Below are 21,200 nucleotides of genomic sequence, written 5' to 3'. Positions count from 1 at the left end.
GGTGAGCCAGGCGCGAAGGGCGGGTTTCCTGACTTGTTGCCTTGGCGCTAGCCTCTCCCAAAAGAAGAGGCTAGCGCCAAGGGAGATGCGACTGGCTGTCTTCTCTTCTCGACGAGAGGCTGTCCCCTAAGCGTAGCTATGCCGCAGGCTTTATGAGACGCCCAAGGGACGTAGCGGTAGCGAGTATTTGAGGGTCACTCTTAAGGGTGTTCTCCCAAAGGGAGAGGCTAGCACCTGCCGTAGGATGCCCGTAGGGCTGTAGGGGGTTTTCCCCATGAGCGACTGCTGTTAGCACAGCGTAAAGTCTTCTCTACGAGAGGCTGCACCAACGGCATAGCTTCTTTTCGAGAGTTATCAAGCGTTACTTGAAGAGATTAAAAGTCTTTATTATAATTTACGATTTGGTTACTTTTGAAGTTGCTTTCCCAGGATAAAACTTTCTCGAAATAAACATTAATTAATGCCCTGTTGTTCCATTGCCCGTTGTACGCCTGCGTCTTCGCAAAGTTGCTGATAGAAGCGGTAGAGGTTGGGATAATCGGACAGCGGTTTGGGTAAAGAGTTGCCCCAGCGCGTCATCGCAAACGCATAAGGGTCAGCGATCGTGCGACGGTTACCGACCAAATGAGTTTTGCCATCTAAATGCTTATCTAAATGCTGATAGACGCGATCAATCAGCCGATAAGACGCTTCCTTGACGGTCTGTCGAATTGTCTCGCTACCATCAGTTGTGTAACGCTGCGGAACAAAGAACGGAGCAAAGGCTGGATGGACATCGCCTGTGAGAAATGCCAACCAGCGATCAAGTTCGTAAGCATCTTGCAGAGTACCATCGTCGCCAAGCTTGGCATTTGGGTATTTGTGAGCCAGATATTTCAGCAGTGCATCCGCTTGATTCATCACGCTACCGTCGCCATCGATCATCGCTGGAACTTGTCCTAAGGGATTGATCTGGAGATACTCTGGGTCGCTTGGCTTAACTTTCTGCAACTCGTAGGGTTCACCGAGCCACTCGAGAACAATGTGAGGCGCAAGAGCGCAAGTTCCTGGAGCGTAAAACAGTTTAATCATGATGTTCCTCTTTTGCCAGAGCAATCGTATTATTTTTTAGCACTTGCTGATTCATACTCTGAACTTTTAAGAAAAGTCCAGCCTGATGATCAATCAGCAGCATGGCTGCATTATCGGGAGTTAACGCTTCATAGAAGGCATTTTGGCTATCTGGTGTAATCATGGGAATTCCTTGGATCAATTGGACTTTTTGGACTTTGTAATTATTTTTAGTGATTCAACTCAGCAGCAGCACTACCCTAAAGGTATAGATTTTTCATCGTTTAATATCAATAAAGACCTATGGTTTTGGCACTGTTCAGAAGCCCATCTTCTAACGGCACAGTTTAAAGTAAAAGTGCGATCGGGCTTGGTGTATCGTGAGTTGCAGCCTGCTTCATCAGAAGTTGCGTTGGCGATTGTATGGCGAAAGAATAGCGAATCTTCGGTATTGCAAGCTTTCTTAAGTGTTGTTAGAAAAATTGCTGCATTATCAAGACCGTAAGCCTATGATCAAAATTTTCAGCCAGACTAATTATGCTAATTTGGGATGATTTTTCTCCTTCGGCTTTACCTGAGATTCCAAAATCACACCGTAGAGCGGGCTAGTTTGCATCAATTCCTCATGAGTGCCTTGTGCCACCAATCGTCCTTTATCTATGAGAAAAATCCGATCAGCATTCTTGACGGTGCTAATGCGTTGAGCTACTACAAAAGTTGTACAAACTTTTTGGCGCATTAAGCCATCTAGTTCGGCTTGAATCTGAGCAGCGGTTTTGGCGTCCACAGCCGAGGTACTATCGTCCAAAATCAGAATGCAGTAATCGGTCAGTAAGGTACGAGCGATCGCAATTCGTTGTTTTTGTCCACCAGACAAGCCCACGCCCCGTTCACCCACAATCGTCTCATAGCGATCAGGCAGACTAGTAATAAAATCGTGGATTTGTGCGGTTTTTGCAACCTCAATCACCTGCTCTAGGGTTGCATCGGGTTTTGCATAGGCAATATTTTCGCGGATTGTACCAGAGAAGAGGGTGGTTTCCTGAAATACAATGCCAATACGTGATCTGAGGCTTTTTAGTGTGAAACTTGTTACATCCCGTCCGTCAATGCGAACCGCTCCCCCTGTGACATCGTAAAAGCGAGGAATTAAGTTCATAATTGTGCTTTTTCCGGAAGCAGTCATCCCTAGAACGGCGATCAGTTCGTTAGGCTTGGTTTCAAAGGAAACCTCTTTGAGAGTTTCGGTTGTCGCTCCTGGATAGCGAAAGGAAACATTTTCAAAGGTGATTCTACCACAGCAGTTGTCAAATGGTATAGCACCGGGGCGATCACGAATTTCTATCTCCGCATCTACAACTTCATAAACTCGTTCGGCAGAAGCAGCTGATTGAGCGATCGCCGGGGCAGCAAATCCAATCAACAAAATAGGTTGCAAAATCAACGCTAGGTAAGAGTTAAACGCCACCAGTTCGCCAATGGAAAATCTGCGCCCAATTACCTGTGCTCCCCCGTAGCCGAAAACTGCCAGTGTTACCAAATTACTCAGCAAAAAGATCAACGGGAAGGTATTACGAATGGCGCTAATGGTCTTCATGTTTGCCTTGATTAGGGCATCATTCATGGTCGTGTAACGCGACCTTTCGGTTGATTCCCGCACAAAGGCTTTCACCACCCGTATTCCTAGCAAGTTCTCTTGCAATACAGCATTGAGGTCGCTCAGTTGCTCTTGTATTTGCCGAAAAAGTTTGTTATTTCGGGTAATGAATCGCGCCATCACCCATCCGGCTAGGGGTACTACTGTCAGCGTAATCAGCGCCAGTCGCCAGTTCATCACTAGCAAAATCACCGAAATACTCACCAATGTCACAACTGAACCGACGACCTGAATCAAGCTAGTACCAACAAAGGTACGGATCTGCTCAATGTCGCTGGTGACACGGGTTAACAGTTGGGAAGTCGGCGCCTGGTCATGATAGCTGAAACTAAGATTTTGAATCTGGCTGAAAATTTTGTTTCGCAGGTCATAGGCTACACCCTGAGATACGGCTTCTGCTAAATAGCTTTGTCCAAAGTTAAATATACCACGAGCGATCGCCGCGACTACCATCCAGGCGGCGCTGTATAGCACAATTTGGAGGTTTTGTTTGATGATCCCCTGATCAATTCCCCACCGAAATAGTTGCGGGGTAACTGTGTTTGCGATCGTCAACAACAATAGGCTGACCAATGCTCCCAGCGAAGTCCATCGGTAAGTGCTTAAACTTTTAAGCACGCGCTGGGTTGACTGTATCGACGAAGTTTCCTGGAGTTCTGGTTGCTGAACCAATGGTATTTACCCTTGTATCTTTGGAAAATTATCTCGTACTTTGATGTAAAAAACCAATTGAAAGATATAGCAGTCATATTTGATTTTTGAAATATACGTAGGGTGTGTTAGATGAAAGTACGCCACCGTCCAAAGGCTTTGGTGCGTTACGGATTTTGTCCTAACGCACCCTACATATACTTAGATTTTTTCAAAAATCAAATCGGATTCGGGAAGTAATGTACCAGCAATTGCTCAAGTCGAAGTGGTGAAGGAAGAGAGTAAAGAGAACAGGATTGCTAAAAAAAGGGTGTACTATCTGGCTGCTATTCCTGACTTTGGTCTTATACCAATTCTCTAAAAGCTTGCACTAAATAATTACCTCTATCTTCCTTGGCGTTCTTGGCGTTCTTGGCGGTTCGTTTTTCAAGATTAAGTGCATCTTCATGGAGAATTGGTATTAAAGGATGTTTTAAAAGTCCTCTTATAGGTATCAAAACGTTTTAGATCCTCCTAAGTCCACCCCACGTGCTTCTCCAAAGGGAGACGCGCAAGGGACAAATCGGCAGAGCCGCCCTTAAAAAGGGGGACTTTGATTCAGGTTCTCCCCAATTTATCGGGGGGTTAGGGGGGATCAATAAGTGCCTAAAATCACAGCCAAATACTTTTAAACATCCTCTTAGAGTCTTTCAGAGTAATCTGAAATTTTTGAAAGTCCATCTAAATCTGCTTTTAATTTTTGTCAAAAATAAAATAGGAGTCTTATATTTATGATGATGCTAAAAAATCAGTTTTACTTAGCTTGTATATCAATTAAATGTACATAAAACGCGGTTTAGGCTCAGGAACTGGACGCCCTAAATCCTTAGCTGTTTCTGTCCATTCCTGCATAACTAATTCTACATTATGTAGGGCTTCTTGATAAGTATCGCCGTCAGCAGCACAGCCTGATAATTCTGGCACTTCAGCAATAAAGGCTTGATCTAATTCACTCCAGTAGAGAATAATTTCATACCGAAACATCATTTTTAGTTCCTAGCTTATACTTGAGAATCACTGCCCGAACTTGTTTAATTTGATAGCTTTTGGCTTTTCCTCTCTTATGTTGCAGGTTTAATATTTCCTCAACACCGACTTTGATAAAAATACGATGATCGCCACGAATCCGTTCATCAAAGCCTAGTTTATATAAAAGTTGCCACAGTTGAGCGAAAGGGATGTCTGTATCAGAAGTCCCAGAGAGAATTTTTTCTAAGAGTTTGTCTTGCTGACTCACGTTTTCCTGACTGTCTTAATATTTCTATAGTCTCATATTTATTTAAAATCAGGGTATACAAAAGCAAAAAAAGAGATTTGCTCCTGAGTCAGAGCATCCCAGATGACAATGGCTAGTCCAGTTATCAGGGCAAATTGTAGGCTTGGATACTGCTCCACTGTTTTACTTGATTACAGAAAATACTCATTATTTGGATGTTACAGATGCTTTCTTTGAAGCAATGTTTTGCAGTGAGTTTAGTGTTGTGACATCAGTTTTGACTATCGTGGAGGTGTATTATTTTTCTTGACGAATGATGTTCATTGACAATTGTTACCGGAAAAGGCAACTGGGTAAGCTTGTTGAATCCAGTTTCCGCCAGTGATGAGAAAGAGGGTAAAGGGAAACCACATAATTATTCTGTTGCGAATTCATAAATGGTCTTACCCATCATCCCTGCATTCCTTGCCAGAGGCAAGAAATACAGGGTCATAGTGTTTACTCAAATTTACAAGTGATATAGGCAACTACAGAGGGCAAATTGTTGAGATTGCTTATATCATAGGCTGAAGTATAAATCCGTCTCAGTTAATGTTGAATATTGAGTAAAAAATATTACGCGAATATGAAAAACAAAATTTTAGGTGTAGCCGCATTTTTAACCACGATTAGTTTAACAACAACCGTACAAGCAGCAAATTCTGAACATGTTAAACAGTTATTGGCAACCAAACAATGTCAAAACTGCGATTTGACCAGTGCAGGTTTAGTGATGGCTGACTTATCTGGAGCCAATTTGAGCGGTGCTAATCTCACAGGTGCTAACCTCAGCCGTGCAAACTTGAGCGGCGCAGATTTGCGGGGTGCAAACTTGAGTGGTGCTAGTTTATTTGGTGTTAACCTGAGCGAAACTAAATTTCGTGGGGCAAATTTAGCGGGTGCTGATTTGAGAAATACCTATCTAGCAAATGCAGAACTGACTGGTGCTTACCTGAATGGCGCTAACTTCCAGGGTGCAGTTGGTATACCATTACAAATTGCTTCACCAGAAGAATTTTATGCTTGGGGTGTAGCAGAAGCGCAAAAAGGCAACCAACAGCAAGCAATCAGTTATTTTAATCAAGCGATCGCTATTAAACCAGAATATGCGGGTGCTTATTTAGCTCGCGGTGTCGCCCGTTACCAAATACTAGATAGAGAAGGTGCATTCCAAGATGCCCAAGTTGCTGAAAAATTGTTTACATCTCAAAACAACAGCCCTGGAACGCTAACAGCCCAAGCTTTTATTAAAGAGCTGCAAACACCCGTCAATGAGAAGGTAAGCGCTGGTAGACCCAGTTTCGTTGACTTTTTGGGAAGTCTTGGCTCAGTCTTGCTCCAGTTCTTACCTTTTTGAGTGCTTTCTTTTTGAAGAGGACAGTTGATAGAATCCCCAGTGACTAGCAATCAGGTAGTTAGTGGTTTGTCAAAGATGTCACTCGGTTAGCTGTGGCAGAGTTTGCCGATGCCGGACAAAACCTCAACTTAAAAATAGTCGATTTGGCAGCAAAGTCCGATGTTATTAATACTTAGTTTCGCGTGAAATTTCGCGCACAGGACGGTTTTTCTGCCTACAAAACTGAATATGAAGGGGATATTCCTAACGAACTTGTGACTCGTGACTACAACCGTTTTACTCTCGCTTTGGGTAAGCTCAAAATTCCTGACGAAGCCCTACGCCCTGGTGTCAACGTTAATATTGAAGTCGTAGCGACTCGTTCTTTGGGAATACGTTCTGCAAAGCAAACTATTAGCTGGCAGGGTGCAGTCCATAAGCCTAAATAAAATTTAGGAGGATTTTTTCCCATCTGAAACCATTTGCGAGAGAATATAGGCTGCGAAATCTAGTAACTGATCCAGCAAAAAGCCAATGATACCGATGTATAAGATTACCTGGATTATGTAATCGGCATTGCCAGCTTTATAAGCTTCCCAAAGGGTAAAACCAAGTCCTTTTGGCCCTGTTAACATTTCTGTAGCAATAACTATAAACCAGGCTACCCAAATGCTAACTTTCAAAGCATGAAATATATGAAATATAGCTACTCGAAAGTTATTGTTCTGTCTCTGAAAATGCCGCATACCTATTGCTGTATTAATGATCATCGTCCAGAGAGTTCCGATAAAAACTACTATAATAGCAGCCGTGTCGCTCTCTTGAAACGCGATTAGGGCAATAGGTAGCAAAGCTATAGGAGGGATACTATGTGGTATCTGAAATATCAGCCTAAATAGCTGATAAATCATACTATTCATGCCTATTAAATATCCTATGAAACTACCCAATACAGCGGCTGGAATGTAACCTACAAATAACCGTTGTAGGCTAGCTAAAATGTCTAAAAACATATTATTCTCTCTGCCTCAGTTCTCATTGAGAATATCTGGGAAATACTGCGGCAACAACACCAAATAGAAAATCGAAAAGTGTATTTAATTACACGTTATCTTTGAATAATACAAGATTTTTTATATCTTCTCCTCCTTGATGGCTAATCAAAAAAATAGGTATTGTTACGACGTGTTAGTAGTACAAAGAAGAGGTAAAATTTGGCTTTACTAAACTTTATCAGAAAAACAAATCCTGATTAGCAAATTAAATACAATTTCTATAATTTCTTTGATTAATAATTGTATTAAATATAAATATTTAGAAGTTTTAATACTAAGTAAATAGATAGCTTGTTATTAGCAATACAGATAATAAACCTCGTTTACGTTGAAACCCGTAGTTTTTCCTCATCTTCTTCAAGATGATTTTTCACCCACAAGCGATGCCTACGGCGGGCTACATCTATGCTAATTTCAAAGGAATTAATATTATTTAGATTTTTTTGAATTGATATTTTTTCAATACAACAAAAACGCAAAAACAACTATGCGTCTTTGCGTCTCTGCGTAAGATTATTTTCTAACTCAATATCAAACCATCTCTGATGATGCTTGCACCATTTGCTGCGGCTGTGGCTGGAACATGAACAACGAGTACACCACATCTCGGCGAATGTTAACCATCATATCCAAGAAGAGTTCGTAACCCTCGCTCTTATACTCAATCAGTGGGTCTTTTTGACCGTAACCACGCAGCCCCACCGATTCGCGCAAGGCATCCATTTGTTGCAGGTGTTCCCGCCACAGGGTATCAATGCGTTGCAAGATAAAAAAGCGTTCAGCTTGGCGCATAAGTCCGGGTTGAACTTGGTCAATCTGCGCTTCTTTGAGATCGTAAGCAATTCGCACCTGTTCGTGCAGGAAGACTTTAATCTCACTGACTGACATATCTTCTAATTGACTAGGTTGCAAATCTGCTAGCAGATAGACGAATTCTTTGACTTTCTCAACCAACTTTTCTAACTCCCACTCTTCCGAGGGCAAGTCTATGTTGATGTAGTAGTCAACGATGTCATCCATCGTTTTTTCAGCGTACTTAATCACCTGTTCTTTCAAATCTTGACCTTCTAACACCCGGCGGCGTTCGGCATAAATAGCACGACGTTGATTGTTCATCACCTCGTCATACTCAAACACCTGCTTACGGATGTCGTAGTAATAGGTTTCAACTTTTTTCTGGGCGCCTTCCAAACTGCGGGTAAGCATCCCAGATTCGATGGGCATATCTTCTTCCACTTGGAAAGCATTCATTAACCCTGCAACGCGATCGCCACCAAAAATCCGCAGTAGGTTATCCTCTAAACTGAGGAAGAATCTCGTGCTTCCAGGGTCGCCTTGTCGTCCTGCACGTCCCCGCAACTGGTTGTCAATCCGCCGCGATTCGTGGCGTTCTGTACCAATTACGTGCAAACCGCCAATTTCCACTACCTCATTGTGTTCGCGGGTAGTAAATTGTTCGTATTCTTGCTTAATGCGGTTGTATACTGACCGCAATTTCTGAATCACGGGGTCATCAATGGGAGCTTTTTCTGCGGCTATAGCTACCTTGTCTTCGGCTTCCAGTTCCGGTAAACTGCGATCGCCATACTCACGCACTGCAATTTCTACTGCTTCTTTGAGCAGTTTTTCTGTTTCTTTCGTCAATTGGGTGGGGAAAATTTCTGGCGAAGCCCGCCAAGTTTTAACTTTTTTGCCAGGGACGAAGCCTTGACCACCGCCGTGTCCTGTAGGCAATCCGGCTGGTCTTTGAACGCCAAAGGTGTCTTCATCTTCTGGCATGACGATCCGGGGCATGAAGTATTCCCGCAGCTTCAGACGCGCCATATATTCGGAGTTACCACCTAGGATGATATCTGTTCCTCTACCAGCCATGTTAGTAGCAATAGTAACAGCACCTTTGCGTCCGGCTTGGGCGACGATTTCCGCCTCACGCTCGACGTTTTCTGGTCGGGCGTTGAGTAATTCGTGGGGAATCTCTAGCTGCTTCAGCAGTCGGCTGAGAAGTTCAGATTTTTCCACACTAGTGGTTCCCACTAACACAGGTCTACCAAGTTCGTGCATTTCGGCACATTCTCTAGCGATCGCCCCCCACTTGCCTGCTTCTGTCTTAAAGACCATATCAGACATATCTTCGCGTCTTCTGGCTTGATTCGTGGGAATTACCGCGACTTCCAGTTTGTAAATTTTTTCAAATTCTGGTTCTTCCGTTTTTGCCGTTCCGGTCATTCCACCGAGTTTTGGATATAGCAAAAACATATTTTGATAAGTAATTGTCGCTAGAGTTTGAGTTTCTGGCTGTATTTCTACGTGTTCTTTGGCTTCAATAGCCTGGTGTAATCCATCACTCCAGCGTCGTCCCGGTAGCACCCGACCGGTAAATTCATCAACAATTACCACTTCCCCATTGCGGACGATGTAATTTACGTCCTTCAAGAAAAGTTCTTTGGCTTTAATCGCATTGAAAACAAAATGCGCCCAAGGATCTTCAGGGTCAAATAAATCTGTGACTCCCAAAAGATTTTCGGCTTCAGCAAAACCTTCATCTGTCAATAGCACGTTACGAGCTTTTTCATCCACCTCGTAATGCTCGTCTTTTTTGAGTGTGAATGCTATTTCAGAGGCTTGCAGATACTTTTCTGTAGGTCTTTCCACCTGCCCAGAAATAATCAGCGGTGTCCGCGCCTCATCAACTAAAATCGAGTCTACCTCGTCAATTACGCAATAATTGAACGGGCGTTGCACTACATCTGCCATTGATGTCGCCATGTTATCCCGCAGGTAGTCAAACCCTACCTCGCTGTTGGTAACATAGGTAATATCGCAGTCGTAATTTTTCTGGCGTTCGCTGGGAGTCATGCTTGCCTGGATTAGCCCCACACTCAGCCCCAAGAATCGATGCACCTGTCCCATCCATTCCGCATCCCGACGAGCCAGGTAATCGTTCACAGTGACGACGTGTACACCTTTACCAGTCAGAGCATTTAAATAACTCGGTAAGGTGGCGACCAATGTTTTACCCTCACCGGTTTTCATTTCGGCAATTTGCCCTATGTGCAAAATAATCCCGCCAAGGAGTTGGACATCAAAGTGCCGCAAGCCTAAGACTCGCCGTCCTGCTTCCCGGACAACTGCGTAAGCTTCTGGCAAAATGTCATCCAGAGTTTCGCCTTTGGCAAGCCGTTGTTTAAATTCGGCGGTTTTACCTTTTAACTCATCATCAGAAAGAGTCTTAATTTCTTCCTCTAAAAGGTTAATTTCAGTAACAGAAGGTTGGTATTTTTTAAGCTTACGAGCGTTGGGGTCGCCCAACAAAAGTTTTAACATGGCAGGTTATAGAACTGAATCAAGGGGGATGGGGATTAAAGGTTCGGCATTGATTATAAACATTTAACCCAACCCAACCATCTTGGTCGTGGATGGGTGTGAAATGAGAATTAACTCAAAAACAGGAGAAAAATTAGCCAATCATTTAGTAAACTGATTGGTTTTAACTCTTATCTTATATTTACTCTTTCTTCATAGTATCATTTTGCCCCCAGATGGGGCCAGAGAGGGAGTGGGAGAATAGAGTCTACTCTTCACTTCCATTCTGCTGTGAGGCGGCGGAAATTGTAATCACTAGCACTGGGATGACAGCTGACACAGCTGCCAAGCTGGACGGGACGTGGTAATTTAACTCCTGGATGCAAAGCTTTGAAATAACGTGAGTTGTTGACGCGATAGGGTGTTTCTTCGTCGTCTAACTGAACACGGGAGAAAGTCGAAAGATATTTCCACACTAAGATGCGCTGCGGATCGACTAAAGGCTTTATTTGTGCGCCGTAGTGCTGTGAGTCTTGCAGGAGATTTTTCCAAGTTTGGGTGGGCAAAACGGCTGGTGGTAAGCCGATGTGGCATGTGGAACAGTTTTCTAAATACAGTTCTTGCCCCAGTTGGTACTGTGCGGGCACTACGTCAACAGTGCCAATTTCAGCGGTAGGAGTAGCACTTTGGGCGTTAGTTGCCAAGGCTAGAAGCCAGCCCATAGCTAGGCTCCAGGTTACAATTACCAAAAGTAAACCGAAAAATTGGCGTTTAAATTGGCTCTCGGCGCTTTGCTGTAGCGCTTGGCGATCGCTGTAAGGCGATCGCTTTTGGCCATCACGGGTTTTGCGCTTAACAAAAATTGACATTCCTCACATTCCCAGAAATTTAGAAGTGGCGCTTGTGCTAATCATAGGACTTACGCAGTCTTAGCAGTGTTTCAGATTTTGCGTAAGTCTTTTTAGTAATGTGGCGATGCCTATTAACAAGCGGCTCTGCGTTTATGCATCTTTTACATTAATAACAGTGGCGCACCACTGACTGTGCAAGGAAAAATCTCTTGGTAGTTTTAACCTTCCTGACTAAAAAAATCAGCCACAATATTTAAGATTTGATTTGCACCAATATCTTCTTGGTCAGACTTGGAATAAATCGTTAGTAGTAAAATATTTGTAGGTGACTCGACTTGATAAATCAATCGGTATCCAGCACTCTTACCTTTTTGGATACTACTGTTGCGAACTCTCACCTTATAAATAATATAATCCTTACCAATGCCCCCAATGCGTAGGCGTAGCCCGCCGTAGGCATCATCGACAATATTTCCTTGTTGTAATTGCTCGATAATCGGTTGAACATCAGAGCGAATGTTCCGAAATCTCTTTGAAAGGTCGCCCAGGTTTTGTTTATATTCAGGAGTTAAATCGATGAATACCGATGGCTGTTCATTGGGCATCAATTCCCTCCCACATTTGAGATAGTGGCAGGCGTTGACCCATTTTTGCTTGCTGCAAGGCTCTCCTCAAGCTGGCTTTAATCTCTTCAACGGGTGTATCATCAAGGTCATCCTCTTCTACTTCTGCCTGCTCTGGAATCAACACAATCACCCGAACCTGATGAGGATAAGTCGTTTCCTGAATTGGCTGATCTAGAACCAGATTTCCCTGAGGATCAATCCTGCCAGTAACTTCGATCGCTTTCATCTGTTGTTCATCTCATGTTGTAAGAGATCCTAACATCTGAAATCTAAGCAGGATAGGGAAATTTAATTTTAACCAGTTCAACGAGCGCACCAATGACGATGGAGCTGAGTGCGATCGCAAATGCTTTGCAACAAATATTCTTCCATATACAAGAAACGTTTAAGTATTTCCTGCAAATATATCACCAGTTGTAGCAAAAGTTTAATGCTTTGCAACAAATACTCTTCCATGTATAAGAAACGCTTAAGTATTTACTGCAAAAATATAAGTCATTGCAACAAACGCTTAAAGCTTTGCAACAATTACTTCTCCATGTATAAGAAACCTTTAAGTATTTCTTGCAAATATATAAGTCGTTGCCACAAATGCTTAAAGCTTTGCAACAATTACTCTTCCATGTATAAGAAACGTTTAAGTCATTGCAACAATTGTTGTAACAAACTTATAATTTGATTTGCTACTGCAAATTCTCAAATAATCTTATCCATATTTGGTATTTCTTAATTGAGTCGAACAACTGTTCGGTTTTGCAACCTACCAAGCTATCCGACTCGGTTTGATATTGGGAGGTTGTCGCCTTCCTCGCTGGTTCAGGTCTGGACTTCCTGGTGTACGCTCGATAAATTCCCACTTATCAACTCTGAGAATGGGGAGTACTCACGCCACAGCCACCGCCACCACGCGAAAACCAACATTGCTGCTACGATTCGCGTGCGCGTCCCTATCGCGATTGGCAGAACGGCAATCCCCAGCGTCGTCGTGCCAACTACCGCCACGCAGCAGTTTTATGTTATTATCTTTACCAGTCAGCCACGCACTACTATCTTTTGGCGCACCCTGGTAATTGTCATTATATACATCTTTACACCATTCGTATAGATTACCATGCATATCGTATAAACCGAAAGAGTTTGCTGGAAATATTCCTACATTTGTTGTTTCTTTACCCTCGAAATTTACTAACTTAGTGGTAATAGTTTCGCCAAAATAGAATGAGGTCTTGGTTCCAGCACGACAAGCATATTCCCATTCTGCTTCGCTAGGTAATCGGTAGGTTTTTGGTGTTTTCTTGCTCAACTTTTCACAAAATTTTACTGCATCATCCCAACTAACCTGTTCTACAGGTCGTTTCTCACCTTTGAAGTAGGAAGGATTAATACCCATAATTGCTTGATACTGCGCCTGGGTAATTTCATATTTACCCATGAAGAACCCAGGCACTTTTACCTGATGCTGTGGACTTTCATCTTTATCTCTCCCTGCTTCTCCTTCCGGTGAACCCATTATAAAAGTTCCCCCTGGTATCTGTACCATTTCCAGGGTGACACCATTCCCTAAATCTTCAACAAAGTGTTTTGCTTCACGGGTACTGCCGTTGGTGATATTTCCCTGGGAATTTGTTGTTGTATTGGTGTCGCTTTTGCTATTATCACCAGACGACCAAAAATGTGGTATTGCAATTGTTAAACTCAACCCAGCAACTGCAAACCCAGCAGTTTGAATTACACGTCGTCGTGACCAGTTAGGTAATATTAGGTTTTTTGATGAGGAAGCAGGTGTTGAAGGTGTTGAAATAGTAGATGTTGGAAATTGTCCCGCACCAGAAGTTTGAGTATTATTAACAGGAGATGGTGAGATTGGCTTGGAAGGTGTTTGAGAAGGTTTACTTATAGGTGTATTTGTAACTGACTTAGATTGTTGTGGAATTGTTTGCTGAGGTAAATCAGGATTTGCAGAACTACTTCGCAACCATTCAATTCTTTGTAAACCTCTCACTGCGTCCATATCTTGCCCTGAAGCCGCAGCTAATACCCGAATCCATAATTGCTCTGCTAAATCTAAATTCCTATTTACTTCTGCTTGGTAAGCATCATTTTTTAACGTGGCAATATCCGTTAGAGTTGCATATCGTGGCACAAGTATTAGGTGAGATTTATTCACAGGTTCAGCAATCACATAAGGCGTTTGCCTTGTTTTCTTATACTGGCGAACCAGTTCAGGCACGCGAAACTTGAGATATTGATCCAATCGTTCAACAGTAGCGCACTTACCTTGAATTCCCAACCCTTCTAGTAATGCAGTGGTAAAAGCACCTTGTTGTAAAGCTTCAATTTCATAAGAATACTCCTGGGGAATACAAGAAAAAATGCTGATAACTCCTTGCTGACGTGCTTCTTGTGCAGTTTGTCGCCCAATCCCTTCACCTGTTTTTTTGCCTTCATTGCGACAAGCATCTAGAATCAAGACAACATTATCAGCACCGCAGCGACGCAGGCGTTCAGTGACAAAGTTAATCGCAATTGCTGTGTTTTCAATATCCTCTGGATCGCCATCACAGGGCATGAGATAATCACGGTCAGCGTATCTTATCCCATGACCACTGAAGAAAAACCAGAAATTATCCCCTGCTCCCATAAAGGGATTGTCAAATAACTGCCGCAAGATTCGCAGTAAGTTAGTACGAGTTGGGCGAGTCGATTTTCCAGCAACATCAGGGGAATCATCCGAGAAGAAGAATATCCGCTCAAATCCGGCTTCATTGCCCAGAAACTCCTGCATTAACTGTGCATCCCGCTTGGCATAGTTTAGCGGTTGCAGATAATCATACTGGTTAATTCCGATCGCGATCGCCCAATTTTTTGCCATCTCACTGTGATTCTTGACGCTTGAACTTCAGCTTAATCGCTCCTTTACTTCCAGCTTTAGCACCACTGCCAATTAATTTAATTTCTCCTTCGGCACTAATTTCCACCGACAGCTCAATTTCATCTAATTGCATCCTGGAGTTGACTTTTGCTTGCTGTTGGGCTTGACTAAACAAACTTCCCACTACTTTGAGAAAGTTAGTCATATTTTGCTCTAATTTTTGAGCGTTAACTTTAACGGCATCTCCTACCCCTTTGCTACCAATATTTTCCCTGATAGCTTCGTCTCCCCAATTATGTATATTCGTACTGCCGCCTTTAGCACCATCAGGAATCGATATTTGCGGCGTTTCATCGGTAACAATCCAAATGCCGTCTGGAGGTGTTTCTGACATATTACTTTAAATATTTAGATGGAATTTTCCTATAAATTATAGATACAACGGTAGAGATAGCGATTCCGATTACTAAGAAATTTCACTGAACATCTTAGACATCTCCTTTGCAAACCTCTGCGCTTCCCTTTGCGTCTCTCTGCGTTAAAAAATTTTCTTTACTCAGGAATTGCGTAGGCAAAGCCCATCGTAGACATCGCACTCAAATTATCTCAGATTGGGTGCGATCGCTTTCTCATAAGTAGTCCAATCAAAAATCTGAATTTCTCTAATCCAGTCTTAAGTACAATTATTTGATAACTTTCAGTGCGTTTACAACCCCATGAGCAAACCCGCCGATGTCAGCACCAAACGCTTAATCAGCCTTGCACCTGATAACTGGGTAAAATGGGTAACACAAATTCCTGATATTGTTGCTGGCGAAATTCTCAACTCAGAATTTCAGTGGATAAGTCGAGAAAGTGATGTTTTAATCCGTGTCGAAAGTTCCCAGTATGGAAAATTTCTTGTTCTTAATGAATTACAACTGCGCTATAAACCAGAAATGCCGCGTAGAATGCGTGCCTATGCAGCACTTGCAGAAGAAAAATATAATTTGCCAACGTATCCAGTACTAATTAATATCCTCAAGGCAAGTGACGCTCAAATACCGACAAGTTATGCATTAAATATTGCTGGTTTACGTGCTATTCAAGATTACCGTGTCATTAACCTGTGGGAAGTTGATGTCGAGATTGCTTTTCAACAACCCTTACCATCCTTACTGCCGTTTGTACCCATTCTCAAAGGAGGTGATAATGAGTCTACCTACAATTCGGGACGCATTGCGAATCTTGCGTGCAGATGAACAATTGAATCAACTAGAAACAGTATTAGGATTTTTTGCTACGTTTGTATTAGATAGTGCAATAGTTCAGCAAATTTTGAGGTGGGATATGGCACTTTTAGAGCAGTCGCCTTGGTATCAAGAAATTTTTAGCAAAGGGGAAGCACACGGAGAAGCACGCGGAGAACTGCGAGGAAGAAAGGAAGAGTTATATTCAGGGATTGAATTGGCATTAGAAATTAAGTTTGGCAATCAAGGTTTAGAATTGATGCCGATAATCTCTCAAATTACGGATTTGCAGAAATTAAAAACAATTCAAAAGGCAATTAAAACTGTAAATACAGTCAATGAATTACAGCAAATTTTGTCAACTAACTTTACATGAAAGACCAAAAACATAACCCCTCTCCGCCACCGGAAAGGGGTTAATCACTGCCAAAACTCAGCACTACATTGTACAGACGCGATTCATCGCGTCTCCATTCAACACTATCTAATAAGCGTCTTGCAACTCATAAAAATCAGGCGAGATGTAATCCTTCCGCAAAGGCCAACCTACCCAATCTTCCGGCATCAAAAGCCGCTTGAGATTTGGGTGTCCTTCGTAGATAATCCCGAACATATCGTAAGACTCGCGCTCTTGCCAATCTGCGGTCTTCCAAATCCAGTACACAGAAGGCACTACGGGATTTTCCCGTGGTAAGAACACCTTAACTCGAACTTCTTCGGGGCGATCGCTATTATCACTCACTTTAATCAAGTGATACATACTCACTAATTCTTGTCCTGGGCCAAGGTCAATGCCACCTTGACACTGGAGATAATTAAACCCATAAGCATAAAGGGCTGTAGCAGTAGGAAGCAAGAAATCTGCCGCCACCTTAATTATCTCTACACCATTCTTGTCTGGTGCTAAAAACTCATGGTCAAAGCCATTTTCTGTCAACCACTGGGAAACTTTACCCGCTTGTACCAATGACTCTTCTTTCGCTGCTGGTACTGGTTTAGATTCTTCTTCGTCTGCTGGTACTGCTTGAGATTCTTCTTCAGCCACGGGTTTGTTCCTCCTTTTGTGCCTTTGCTGTCAGTAGTGCAGGTGGTATTGGCATACCAATCGCTTCCGTCAATTCCTTCGGTGGTACAGAGCGAGTATCTGACTGCAAATACTTACCAGTTAAGATTTCCTCTACTGGCTTCAAATTATGAGTCGTGCTGTAGTAGCGGTGAGTTTGTTTAATTTTACCCCGCTCTTGCATCGATTCATTGGAGATTTTCTTCCGCAGCTTAATGATTGCGTCGATAATTGCTTCTGGACGAGGAGGACAACCAGGTAAGTACACATCCACAGGAATCAGTTTATCGACTCCGCGCACTGCCGTAGGGGAATCAACGCTGAACATTCCGCCAGTAATTGTGCAAGCTCCCATCGCAATTACATACTTCGGCTCTGGCATTTGTTCGTAAAGACGCACCAATTGCGGAGCCATTTTCATCGTAATAGTCCCTGCCGTAATAATTAAATCGGCTTGGCGGGGGCTAGAACGGGGAATTAGCCCAAAACGGTCAAAGTCAAATCGGGAACCAATTAAAGCTGCAAACTCAATAAAGCAGCAAGCAGTACCAAATAACAACGGCCACAAACTAGAAAGCCGCGCCCAGTCGTAGAGATCGTCAACCGTCGTCAAAATGACGTTTTCTGAAAGGTCTTGAGTGATTGTAGTCCGTTCAATGGGGTTGATGATTCGTTCTTTGCCCTGGGTTGTTAAGTTAGAATTCAAGACCATTCCAAAGCTCCTTTACGCCATGCGTAAACTAAAGCGACTACAAGAATTGCAATAAAGACTAGCGCTTCAATAAAAGCCAATAGCCCCAAACGGTGGAAAGCTACCGCCCAAGGATACAAGAACACAGTCTCCACATCAAAGACGACGAAGACTAGAGCAAACATGTAGTAGCGGATGTTGAACTGAATCCAGGCTCCCCCGATGGGTTCCATCCCAGATTCATAAGTGGTGCGACGTTCTGGGACGTAACCACTGGGTCGTAGGAGCTTGGAAGCTGAGAGCGCTAAGGCTGGTACTAGGCTACAGATAATAAAGAAGCCTAGAAGGTACTCGTAACCGCTGAGGACAAACACAATGAGTATCTACCGCTTATGGAGTATTTTAAGTAGGGAGTGGGGAGTAGGGAGTGGAGACTAAAGACTAGGGACTGGGTACTGGGTACTGGGTACTAGGAAATCCTTTTGAATCTCCGATCCCTTATCCTTAATACCAAATTTTTTATTTTTAATCCCCAGTCCGCAATCCCTCAACTGCGTAACTTTCTTTTACATTATATCTGTTTGGTTTTTCTGAAATCTGGGAAACAGACCCACTTCAGGTATTTGATTCGCTTTTGCTAGTGATAGAAAAGTCTAACAATTATGTCATAATTTTTAACGTATATTTAAGATTTCTTCTCTGCGAGGCCTTAGCCATGAGCGAACCAGCTGTTGAGACTCCGGTGTTAGACCGCTACGAGTGTCGCGCCTGCGGTTATATTTACGAACCTGAGAAGGGAGATGACAAGCATGATATTCCTTCCGGGACACTCTTTGCAGAACTGCCCATGAATTGGCACTGTCCAGTTTGTTCTGCTAAAAAGACCGCTTTTGCCAACATTGGCCCTGCCGGTACTGCATCCGGCTTCAAAGAAAATCTCGGTTATGGTTTGGGTGTCAACAACCTAACGCCAGCCCAAAAGAATATCTTAATTTTTGGTGCTTTGGCTCTTGGTTTCTTGTTTTTTATTAGTCTCTACGGCTTACAATGACAGCCCTTAAGCAATTCCAATAACGCTCTCTACGAGAGGTTTTACACTGCGCTAATAAAATTCAAAATGAAAAACGTAGGATTTTCCAGCATCCTAGCTGCCAACTCCGACAAAAATTTAGAAATAACTAAGAAATACTGATGCATTCAATTGTTAAAGGTTGGCAACGAATATTTGCCTTGTTAATAGTAGTCGTGATGTGCATAGGTTGTAGCCAAGTCCCCTCTGTTAGCTACAACCCTTGGAAAGTCATTTCTGTGCCAACAGACTCGAATTTATTGGATATTGCTTTTACTGATAACCTTGAGCATGGCTACTTAGTAGGTAGCAATGCCACCCTATTGGAAACCAATGACGGTGGTAATACCTGGAAACCAATAATACTGCAACTGGAAGAGCAAAAGTATCGCTTTGACTCAGTAAGTTTTGCAGGTAAAGAAGGCTGGATTGCTGGAGAGCCTGGACTGTTACTACACACTAGCGATGAAGGTGCTTCTTGGTCGCGTATTCCCCTGAGCGAAAAGCTACCAGGTAGCCCGATCGCAGTTAAGGCGCTAGCAGACAATACAGCTGAAATGGCTACTAATGTTGGAGCCATATATAAGACCACAGACGGCGGCAAAAACTGGAAAGCCCAGGTGGAATCAGCAGTGGGTGTGGTGCGTAACTTAGAGCGTTCTGCTGATGGTAAATATGTTGCAGTTTCGGCTAAGGGTAGTTTCTACTCAACTTGGGAACCAGGGCAAGATGCTTGGGTACCCCATAACCGCAATAGTTCTCGGCGGGTAGAAAACATGGGCTTTGGTGAAAATGGGCAATTGTGGTTGTTAGCTAGAGGAGGTCAAGTTCAGTTTAGCGACGAAACTAAACCTGACGAGTGGCAAAAGGCACAATATCCAGAGTTATCTACCAGTTGGGGTTTACTGGATTTGGCATATCGCACACCCAATGAAATTTGGGTAGGTGGCGGTAGCGGTAATTTGTTACGCAGTGCCGACGGTGGCAAAACCTGGGAAAAAGACCGTGAGATAGAAGAAATTGCGGCTAATTTATACAAGATTGTGTTCTTAGAGCCAGAGCGGGGATTTATAATTGGCGATCGCGGCAGTTTGCTCAAATATATACCAAACCCTGAAACAACTTCCCCAGAAGCAGCTTAATGGGGACTGGGGACTAGGGACTAGGTAAGAGTTTTTCTAATCCCCAATCCCCATTACCCCTTATCCCCAGAGGGGGCCCCGAGTTCCCCAATACCTAATTTCTGAGAAGAACGTTGCAACTTGTAACTCTTTCTTAACTTTGTAGGATAATAAACTCAATAACACTCAATTTATAAGGTAGGGATCTAAATGTCAGGTACCACTGGAGAACGTCCGTTTTCGGACATTATTACTAGCGTTCGTTACTGGGTAATTCACAGCATCACCATCCCGGCATTGTTTATTGCCGGTTGGCTATTTGTGCAAACTGGACTGGCTTATGATGCTTTTGGCACACCTCGTCCCAATGAGTATTTCACACCAGCACGGCAGGAAGTGCCAATTGTGAAGAACCGTTTTGAAGCTAAAAAACAAGTTGAACAATTTATTGGAAAGTAGTTTGAGATCATGACTAGCGGCAACAATATCAATCAACCAGTTACCTATCCAATTTTTACCGTTAGATGGCTGGCAGTTCACACTTTAGGTGTACCAACTGTATTCTTTTTAGGCGCGATCGCCGCAATGCAATTTATTCAACGTTAGGAGTAATTATGGTAGAAAGATCCCCCAATCCCAATAATCAGCCGGTTGAACTAAACCGGACTTCGCTATACCTGGGATTATTAATGATTTTCGTTCTGGGTATTCTGTTTTCTAGTTACTTCTTTAACTAACTGGAACTACTGTTGTTAATCTTTGTTTATTGTGCGTGTGTTGATTTGTTGTTAAGGGAGGAGAGAAGCTGTGTCTGGAAGTGGGAGAATTCCCCTGTGGGTCGTCGCTACGATTGCAGGGTTAGGTATAATTACAGTCTTGGGCATTTTCTTTTATGGTGCCTATGCCGGACTCGGTTCTTCAATTTAACATTAGTTTGAACCGAACATTATAAGTTAGAATTTTCTAGCATTTGTTGAGAAATCAACGTTAAAAAAACCGCCTGTCTCTACAAGATGGGCGGCATTAATTTTGGTCAATAGTCATTTGTCCTTTGTTATACCCTGCGGGTTCGCCCTTGGCGTTCTCGAAGAGTAGCCGCTGGCGCGTCTATGTCATTTGTTTTTTTTGCAAATGACTAATGACTAATGACTACATCAGTATCAGTTAATATCGCTGATATCGTCGCTTTCAATGTATAAAAATAGAAATGCGAAGACTACACCTGGCAAAACCCAACCAATTATGGGAACGAGGATAGAAGACAAGTACGAAGTACTAGCCAAGATAGAAGGCAAAAAAGAAACTGCCATAGTAAGGGTTCCTATCAAATCA

25 protein-coding genes and 2 pseudogenes are annotated in these 21,200 nt (G+C 42.9%); 10 read left to right on the top strand and 17 right to left on the bottom strand.

Annotated elements, in window-relative coordinates:
* Positions 1-453: 453 nt before the first annotated feature.
* Both V7L29_RS30700 and V7L29_RS30695 read right to left on the bottom strand, forming a co-directional pair.
* The gene (locus V7L29_RS30700; RefSeq protein ID WP_334688173.1) at positions 454-1,071 is read right to left on the bottom strand and encodes a glutathione S-transferase family protein; all 618 of its coding nucleotides are present in this window, start codon (positions 1,069-1,071) and stop codon (positions 454-456) included.
* Complete coding sequence (locus tag V7L29_RS30695; RefSeq protein WP_334688172.1) at positions 1,064-1,234, bottom strand: hypothetical protein; 171 nt, start codon at positions 1,232-1,234, stop codon at positions 1,064-1,066. Before V7L29_RS30695 ends, V7L29_RS30700 begins: the two co-directional genes overlap by 8 nt.
* A 9-nt stretch (positions 1,235-1,243) precedes the next feature.
* Between V7L29_RS30695 and V7L29_RS30690 the strand changes: the two genes are divergently transcribed.
* Complete coding sequence (locus V7L29_RS30690; protein ID WP_334737861.1) at positions 1,244-1,555, top strand: hypothetical protein; 312 nt, start codon at positions 1,244-1,246, stop codon at positions 1,553-1,555.
* A 30-nt stretch (positions 1,556-1,585) separates the two neighbouring features.
* Here the strand turns inward: V7L29_RS30690 and V7L29_RS30685 are convergent, their stop codons facing one another.
* From V7L29_RS30685 to V7L29_RS30670, 4 genes are all read right to left on the bottom strand, one after another.
* Positions 1,586-3,379 carry an ABC transporter ATP-binding protein gene (locus V7L29_RS30685; RefSeq protein ID WP_334737860.1) on the bottom strand — a complete coding sequence of 598 codons (1,794 nt, stop codon included), beginning with the start codon at positions 3,377-3,379 and terminating at the stop codon, positions 1,586-1,588.
* A gap of 323 nt (positions 3,380-3,702) precedes the next feature.
* Complete coding sequence (locus V7L29_RS30680) at positions 3,703-3,855, bottom strand: hypothetical protein (protein WP_334737859.1); 153 nt, start codon at positions 3,853-3,855, stop codon at positions 3,703-3,705.
* Positions 3,856-4,171: 316 nt separating this feature from the next.
* Positions 4,172-4,384 (bottom strand): type II toxin-antitoxin system HicB family antitoxin, encoded by a 213-nt coding sequence (locus V7L29_RS30675; RefSeq protein ID WP_334688169.1) that lies wholly within the window; start codon positions 4,382-4,384, stop codon positions 4,172-4,174.
* Positions 4,368-4,634: a type II toxin-antitoxin system HicA family toxin gene (locus V7L29_RS30670; protein ID WP_334688168.1), complete on the bottom strand. Its 267-nt coding sequence runs from the start codon at positions 4,632-4,634 to the stop codon at positions 4,368-4,370. Before V7L29_RS30670 ends, V7L29_RS30675 begins: the two co-directional genes overlap by 17 nt.
* Positions 4,635-5,238: 604 nt before the next feature.
* Here V7L29_RS30670 and V7L29_RS30665 point away from each other — a divergent pair.
* A complete protein-coding gene (locus V7L29_RS30665) occupies positions 5,239-6,009 on the top strand; it encodes a pentapeptide repeat-containing protein (protein WP_334688167.1) in 771 nt (256 codons plus the stop codon).
* A gap of 71 nt (positions 6,010-6,080) precedes the next feature.
* A pseudogene (locus V7L29_RS30660) lies at positions 6,081-6,437 on the top strand (collagen-like protein); the annotation flags it as partial.
* 3 nt (positions 6,438-6,440) lie between these two features.
* Here the strand turns inward: V7L29_RS30660 and V7L29_RS30655 are convergent.
* The 7 genes from V7L29_RS30655 to V7L29_RS30625 form a co-directional block, all read right to left on the bottom strand.
* Positions 6,441-7,001 (bottom strand): nitrate transporter, encoded by a 561-nt coding sequence (locus V7L29_RS30655; protein WP_334688166.1) that lies wholly within the window; start codon positions 6,999-7,001, stop codon positions 6,441-6,443.
* A gap of 573 nt (positions 7,002-7,574) precedes the next feature.
* Entirely contained in the window at positions 7,575-10,367 is a 2,793-nt protein-coding gene (gene secA, locus V7L29_RS30650) for a preprotein translocase subunit SecA (RefSeq protein WP_334688165.1), read from the bottom strand.
* Positions 10,368-10,621: 254 nt separating this feature from the next.
* Positions 10,622-11,215 carry a cytochrome C gene (locus tag V7L29_RS30645; protein ID WP_334688164.1) on the bottom strand — a complete coding sequence of 198 codons (594 nt, stop codon included), beginning with the start codon at positions 11,213-11,215 and terminating at the stop codon, positions 10,622-10,624.
* 200 nt (positions 11,216-11,415) lie between these two features.
* Positions 11,416-11,802, bottom strand: coding sequence for a type II toxin-antitoxin system RelE/ParE family toxin (locus V7L29_RS30640; protein ID WP_334737858.1), 387 nt, complete (start codon positions 11,800-11,802; stop codon positions 11,416-11,418).
* The gene (locus tag V7L29_RS30635) at positions 11,792-12,049 is read right to left on the bottom strand and encodes a type II toxin-antitoxin system RelN family antitoxin (protein WP_334737857.1); all 258 of its coding nucleotides are present in this window, start codon (positions 12,047-12,049) and stop codon (positions 11,792-11,794) included. The genes V7L29_RS30640 and V7L29_RS30635 overlap by 11 nt, the downstream gene beginning before the upstream one ends.
* A gap of 657 nt (positions 12,050-12,706) precedes the next feature.
* Positions 12,707-14,695 (bottom strand): SUMF1/EgtB/PvdO family nonheme iron enzyme, encoded by a 1,989-nt coding sequence (locus V7L29_RS30630; protein WP_334737856.1) that lies wholly within the window; start codon positions 14,693-14,695, stop codon positions 12,707-12,709.
* 1 nt (position 14,696) lies between these two features.
* On the bottom strand, positions 14,697-15,089 hold the full coding sequence (locus V7L29_RS30625) for a Pepco domain-containing protein (RefSeq protein WP_334737855.1): 393 nt from the start codon (positions 15,087-15,089) through the stop codon (positions 14,697-14,699).
* A 322-nt stretch (positions 15,090-15,411) separates the two neighbouring features.
* Between V7L29_RS30625 and V7L29_RS30620 the strand changes: the two are divergent.
* Positions 15,412-16,300 (top strand): annotated as a pseudogene (locus tag V7L29_RS30620) (Rpn family recombination-promoting nuclease/putative transposase).
* 108 nt (positions 16,301-16,408) lie between these two features.
* Here the strand turns inward: V7L29_RS30620 and V7L29_RS30615 are convergent.
* The 3 genes from V7L29_RS30615 to ndhC are packed head-to-tail and all read right to left on the bottom strand — an operon-like array spanning position 16,409 to position 18,052.
* Positions 16,409-16,969 (bottom strand): NAD(P)H-quinone oxidoreductase subunit J, encoded by a 561-nt coding sequence (locus V7L29_RS30615; RefSeq protein ID WP_334737854.1) that lies wholly within the window; start codon positions 16,967-16,969, stop codon positions 16,409-16,411.
* Positions 16,962-17,699, bottom strand: coding sequence for a photosynthetic/respiratory NAD(P)H-quinone oxidoreductase subunit K (ndhK, locus tag V7L29_RS30610; protein WP_334691560.1), 738 nt, complete (start codon positions 17,697-17,699; stop codon positions 16,962-16,964). The genes V7L29_RS30615 and ndhK overlap by 8 nt, the downstream gene beginning before the upstream one ends.
* A complete protein-coding gene (ndhC, locus tag V7L29_RS30605) occupies positions 17,690-18,052 on the bottom strand; it encodes a photosynthetic/respiratory NAD(P)H-quinone oxidoreductase subunit C (protein ID WP_334691559.1) in 363 nt (120 codons plus the stop codon). The genes ndhK and ndhC overlap by 10 nt, the downstream gene beginning before the upstream one ends.
* A 341-nt stretch (positions 18,053-18,393) precedes the next feature.
* Here ndhC and V7L29_RS30600 point away from each other — a divergent pair, with 341 nt between their 5' ends.
* The 6 genes from V7L29_RS30600 (at position 18,394) to V7L29_RS30575 (ending at position 20,795) form a co-directional block, all read left to right on the top strand.
* The gene (locus V7L29_RS30600; protein WP_334691558.1) at positions 18,394-18,729 is read left to right on the top strand and encodes a rubredoxin; all 336 of its coding nucleotides are present in this window, start codon (positions 18,394-18,396) and stop codon (positions 18,727-18,729) included.
* 140 nt (positions 18,730-18,869) lie between these two features.
* A complete protein-coding gene (locus tag V7L29_RS30595; protein WP_334737853.1) occupies positions 18,870-19,889 on the top strand; it encodes a photosynthesis system II assembly factor Ycf48 in 1,020 nt (339 codons plus the stop codon).
* A 189-nt stretch (positions 19,890-20,078) separates the two neighbouring features.
* Positions 20,079-20,327 (top strand): cytochrome b559 subunit alpha, encoded by a 249-nt coding sequence (gene psbE, locus V7L29_RS30590; protein ID WP_069071322.1) that lies wholly within the window; start codon positions 20,079-20,081, stop codon positions 20,325-20,327.
* Positions 20,328-20,336: 9 nt separating this feature from the next.
* Positions 20,337-20,474 carry a cytochrome b559 subunit beta gene (gene psbF / locus V7L29_RS30585; protein ID WP_015115279.1) on the top strand — a complete coding sequence of 46 codons (138 nt, stop codon included), beginning with the start codon at positions 20,337-20,339 and terminating at the stop codon, positions 20,472-20,474.
* An 8-nt stretch (positions 20,475-20,482) separates the two neighbouring features.
* Complete coding sequence (locus V7L29_RS30580; protein WP_322670285.1) at positions 20,483-20,605, top strand: photosystem II reaction center protein L; 123 nt, start codon at positions 20,483-20,485, stop codon at positions 20,603-20,605.
* A gap of 70 nt (positions 20,606-20,675) precedes the next feature.
* A complete protein-coding gene (locus V7L29_RS30575; RefSeq protein ID WP_012411803.1) occupies positions 20,676-20,795 on the top strand; it encodes a photosystem II reaction center protein J in 120 nt (39 codons plus the stop codon).
* 233 nt (positions 20,796-21,028) lie between these two features.
* Here the strand turns inward: V7L29_RS30575 and psaI are convergent, their stop codons facing one another.
* Positions 21,029-21,178 carry a photosystem I reaction center subunit VIII gene (gene psaI / locus V7L29_RS30570; protein WP_334691556.1) on the bottom strand — a complete coding sequence of 50 codons (150 nt, stop codon included), beginning with the start codon at positions 21,176-21,178 and terminating at the stop codon, positions 21,029-21,031.
* Positions 21,179-21,200: the final 22 nt, after the last annotated feature.

Source organism: Nostoc sp., from assembly GCF_036916575.1.
Lineage (GTDB): Bacteria > Cyanobacteriota > Cyanobacteriia > Cyanobacteriales > Nostocaceae > Nostoc.
Note: the sequence above shows the minus strand (reverse complement) of the source record. Positions and strands in the feature narration are given on the sequence as shown.

Coding starts and splice junctions, on each gene's coding strand:
- V7L29_RS30700 (WP_334688173.1), bottom strand. CDS start 1,071: ATGATTAAACTGTTTTACGCTCCAGGAACTTGCGCTCTTGCGCCTCAC.
- V7L29_RS30695 (WP_334688172.1), bottom strand. CDS start 1,234: ATGATTACACCAGATAGCCAAAATGCCTTCTATGAAGCGTTAACTCCC.
- V7L29_RS30675 (WP_334688169.1), bottom strand. CDS start 4,384: ATGATGTTTCGGTATGAAATTATTCTCTACTGGAGTGAATTAGATCAA.
- V7L29_RS30665 (WP_334688167.1), top strand. CDS start 5,239: ATGAAAAACAAAATTTTAGGTGTAGCCGCATTTTTAACCACGATTAGT.
- V7L29_RS30655 (WP_334688166.1), bottom strand. CDS start 7,001: ATGTTTTTAGACATTTTAGCTAGCCTACAACGGTTATTTGTAGGTTAC.
- secA (WP_334688165.1), bottom strand. CDS start 10,367: ATGTTAAAACTTTTGTTGGGCGACCCCAACGCTCGTAAGCTTAAAAAA.
- V7L29_RS30645 (WP_334688164.1), bottom strand. CDS start 11,215: ATGTCAATTTTTGTTAAGCGCAAAACCCGTGATGGCCAAAAGCGATCG.
- V7L29_RS30640 (WP_334737858.1), bottom strand. CDS start 11,802: ATGCCCAATGAACAGCCATCGGTATTCATCGATTTAACTCCTGAATAT.
- V7L29_RS30635 (WP_334737857.1), bottom strand. CDS start 12,049: ATGAAAGCGATCGAAGTTACTGGCAGGATTGATCCTCAGGGAAATCTG.
- V7L29_RS30630 (WP_334737856.1), bottom strand. CDS start 14,695: ATGGCAAAAAATTGGGCGATCGCGATCGGAATTAACCAGTATGATTAT.
- V7L29_RS30625 (WP_334737855.1), bottom strand. CDS start 15,089: ATGTCAGAAACACCTCCAGACGGCATTTGGATTGTTACCGATGAAACG.
- ndhK (WP_334691560.1), bottom strand. CDS start 17,699: ATGGTCTTGAATTCTAACTTAACAACCCAGGGCAAAGAACGAATCATC.
- V7L29_RS30600 (WP_334691558.1), top strand. CDS start 18,394: ATGAGCGAACCAGCTGTTGAGACTCCGGTGTTAGACCGCTACGAGTGT.
- V7L29_RS30595 (WP_334737853.1), top strand. CDS start 18,870: ATGCATTCAATTGTTAAAGGTTGGCAACGAATATTTGCCTTGTTAATA.
- psbE (WP_069071322.1), top strand. CDS start 20,079: ATGTCAGGTACCACTGGAGAACGTCCGTTTTCGGACATTATTACTAGC.
- psbF (WP_015115279.1), top strand. CDS start 20,337: ATGACTAGCGGCAACAATATCAATCAACCAGTTACCTATCCAATTTTT.
- V7L29_RS30580 (WP_322670285.1), top strand. CDS start 20,483: ATGGTAGAAAGATCCCCCAATCCCAATAATCAGCCGGTTGAACTAAAC.
- psaI (WP_334691556.1), bottom strand. CDS start 21,178: ATGGCAGTTTCTTTTTTGCCTTCTATCTTGGCTAGTACTTCGTACTTG.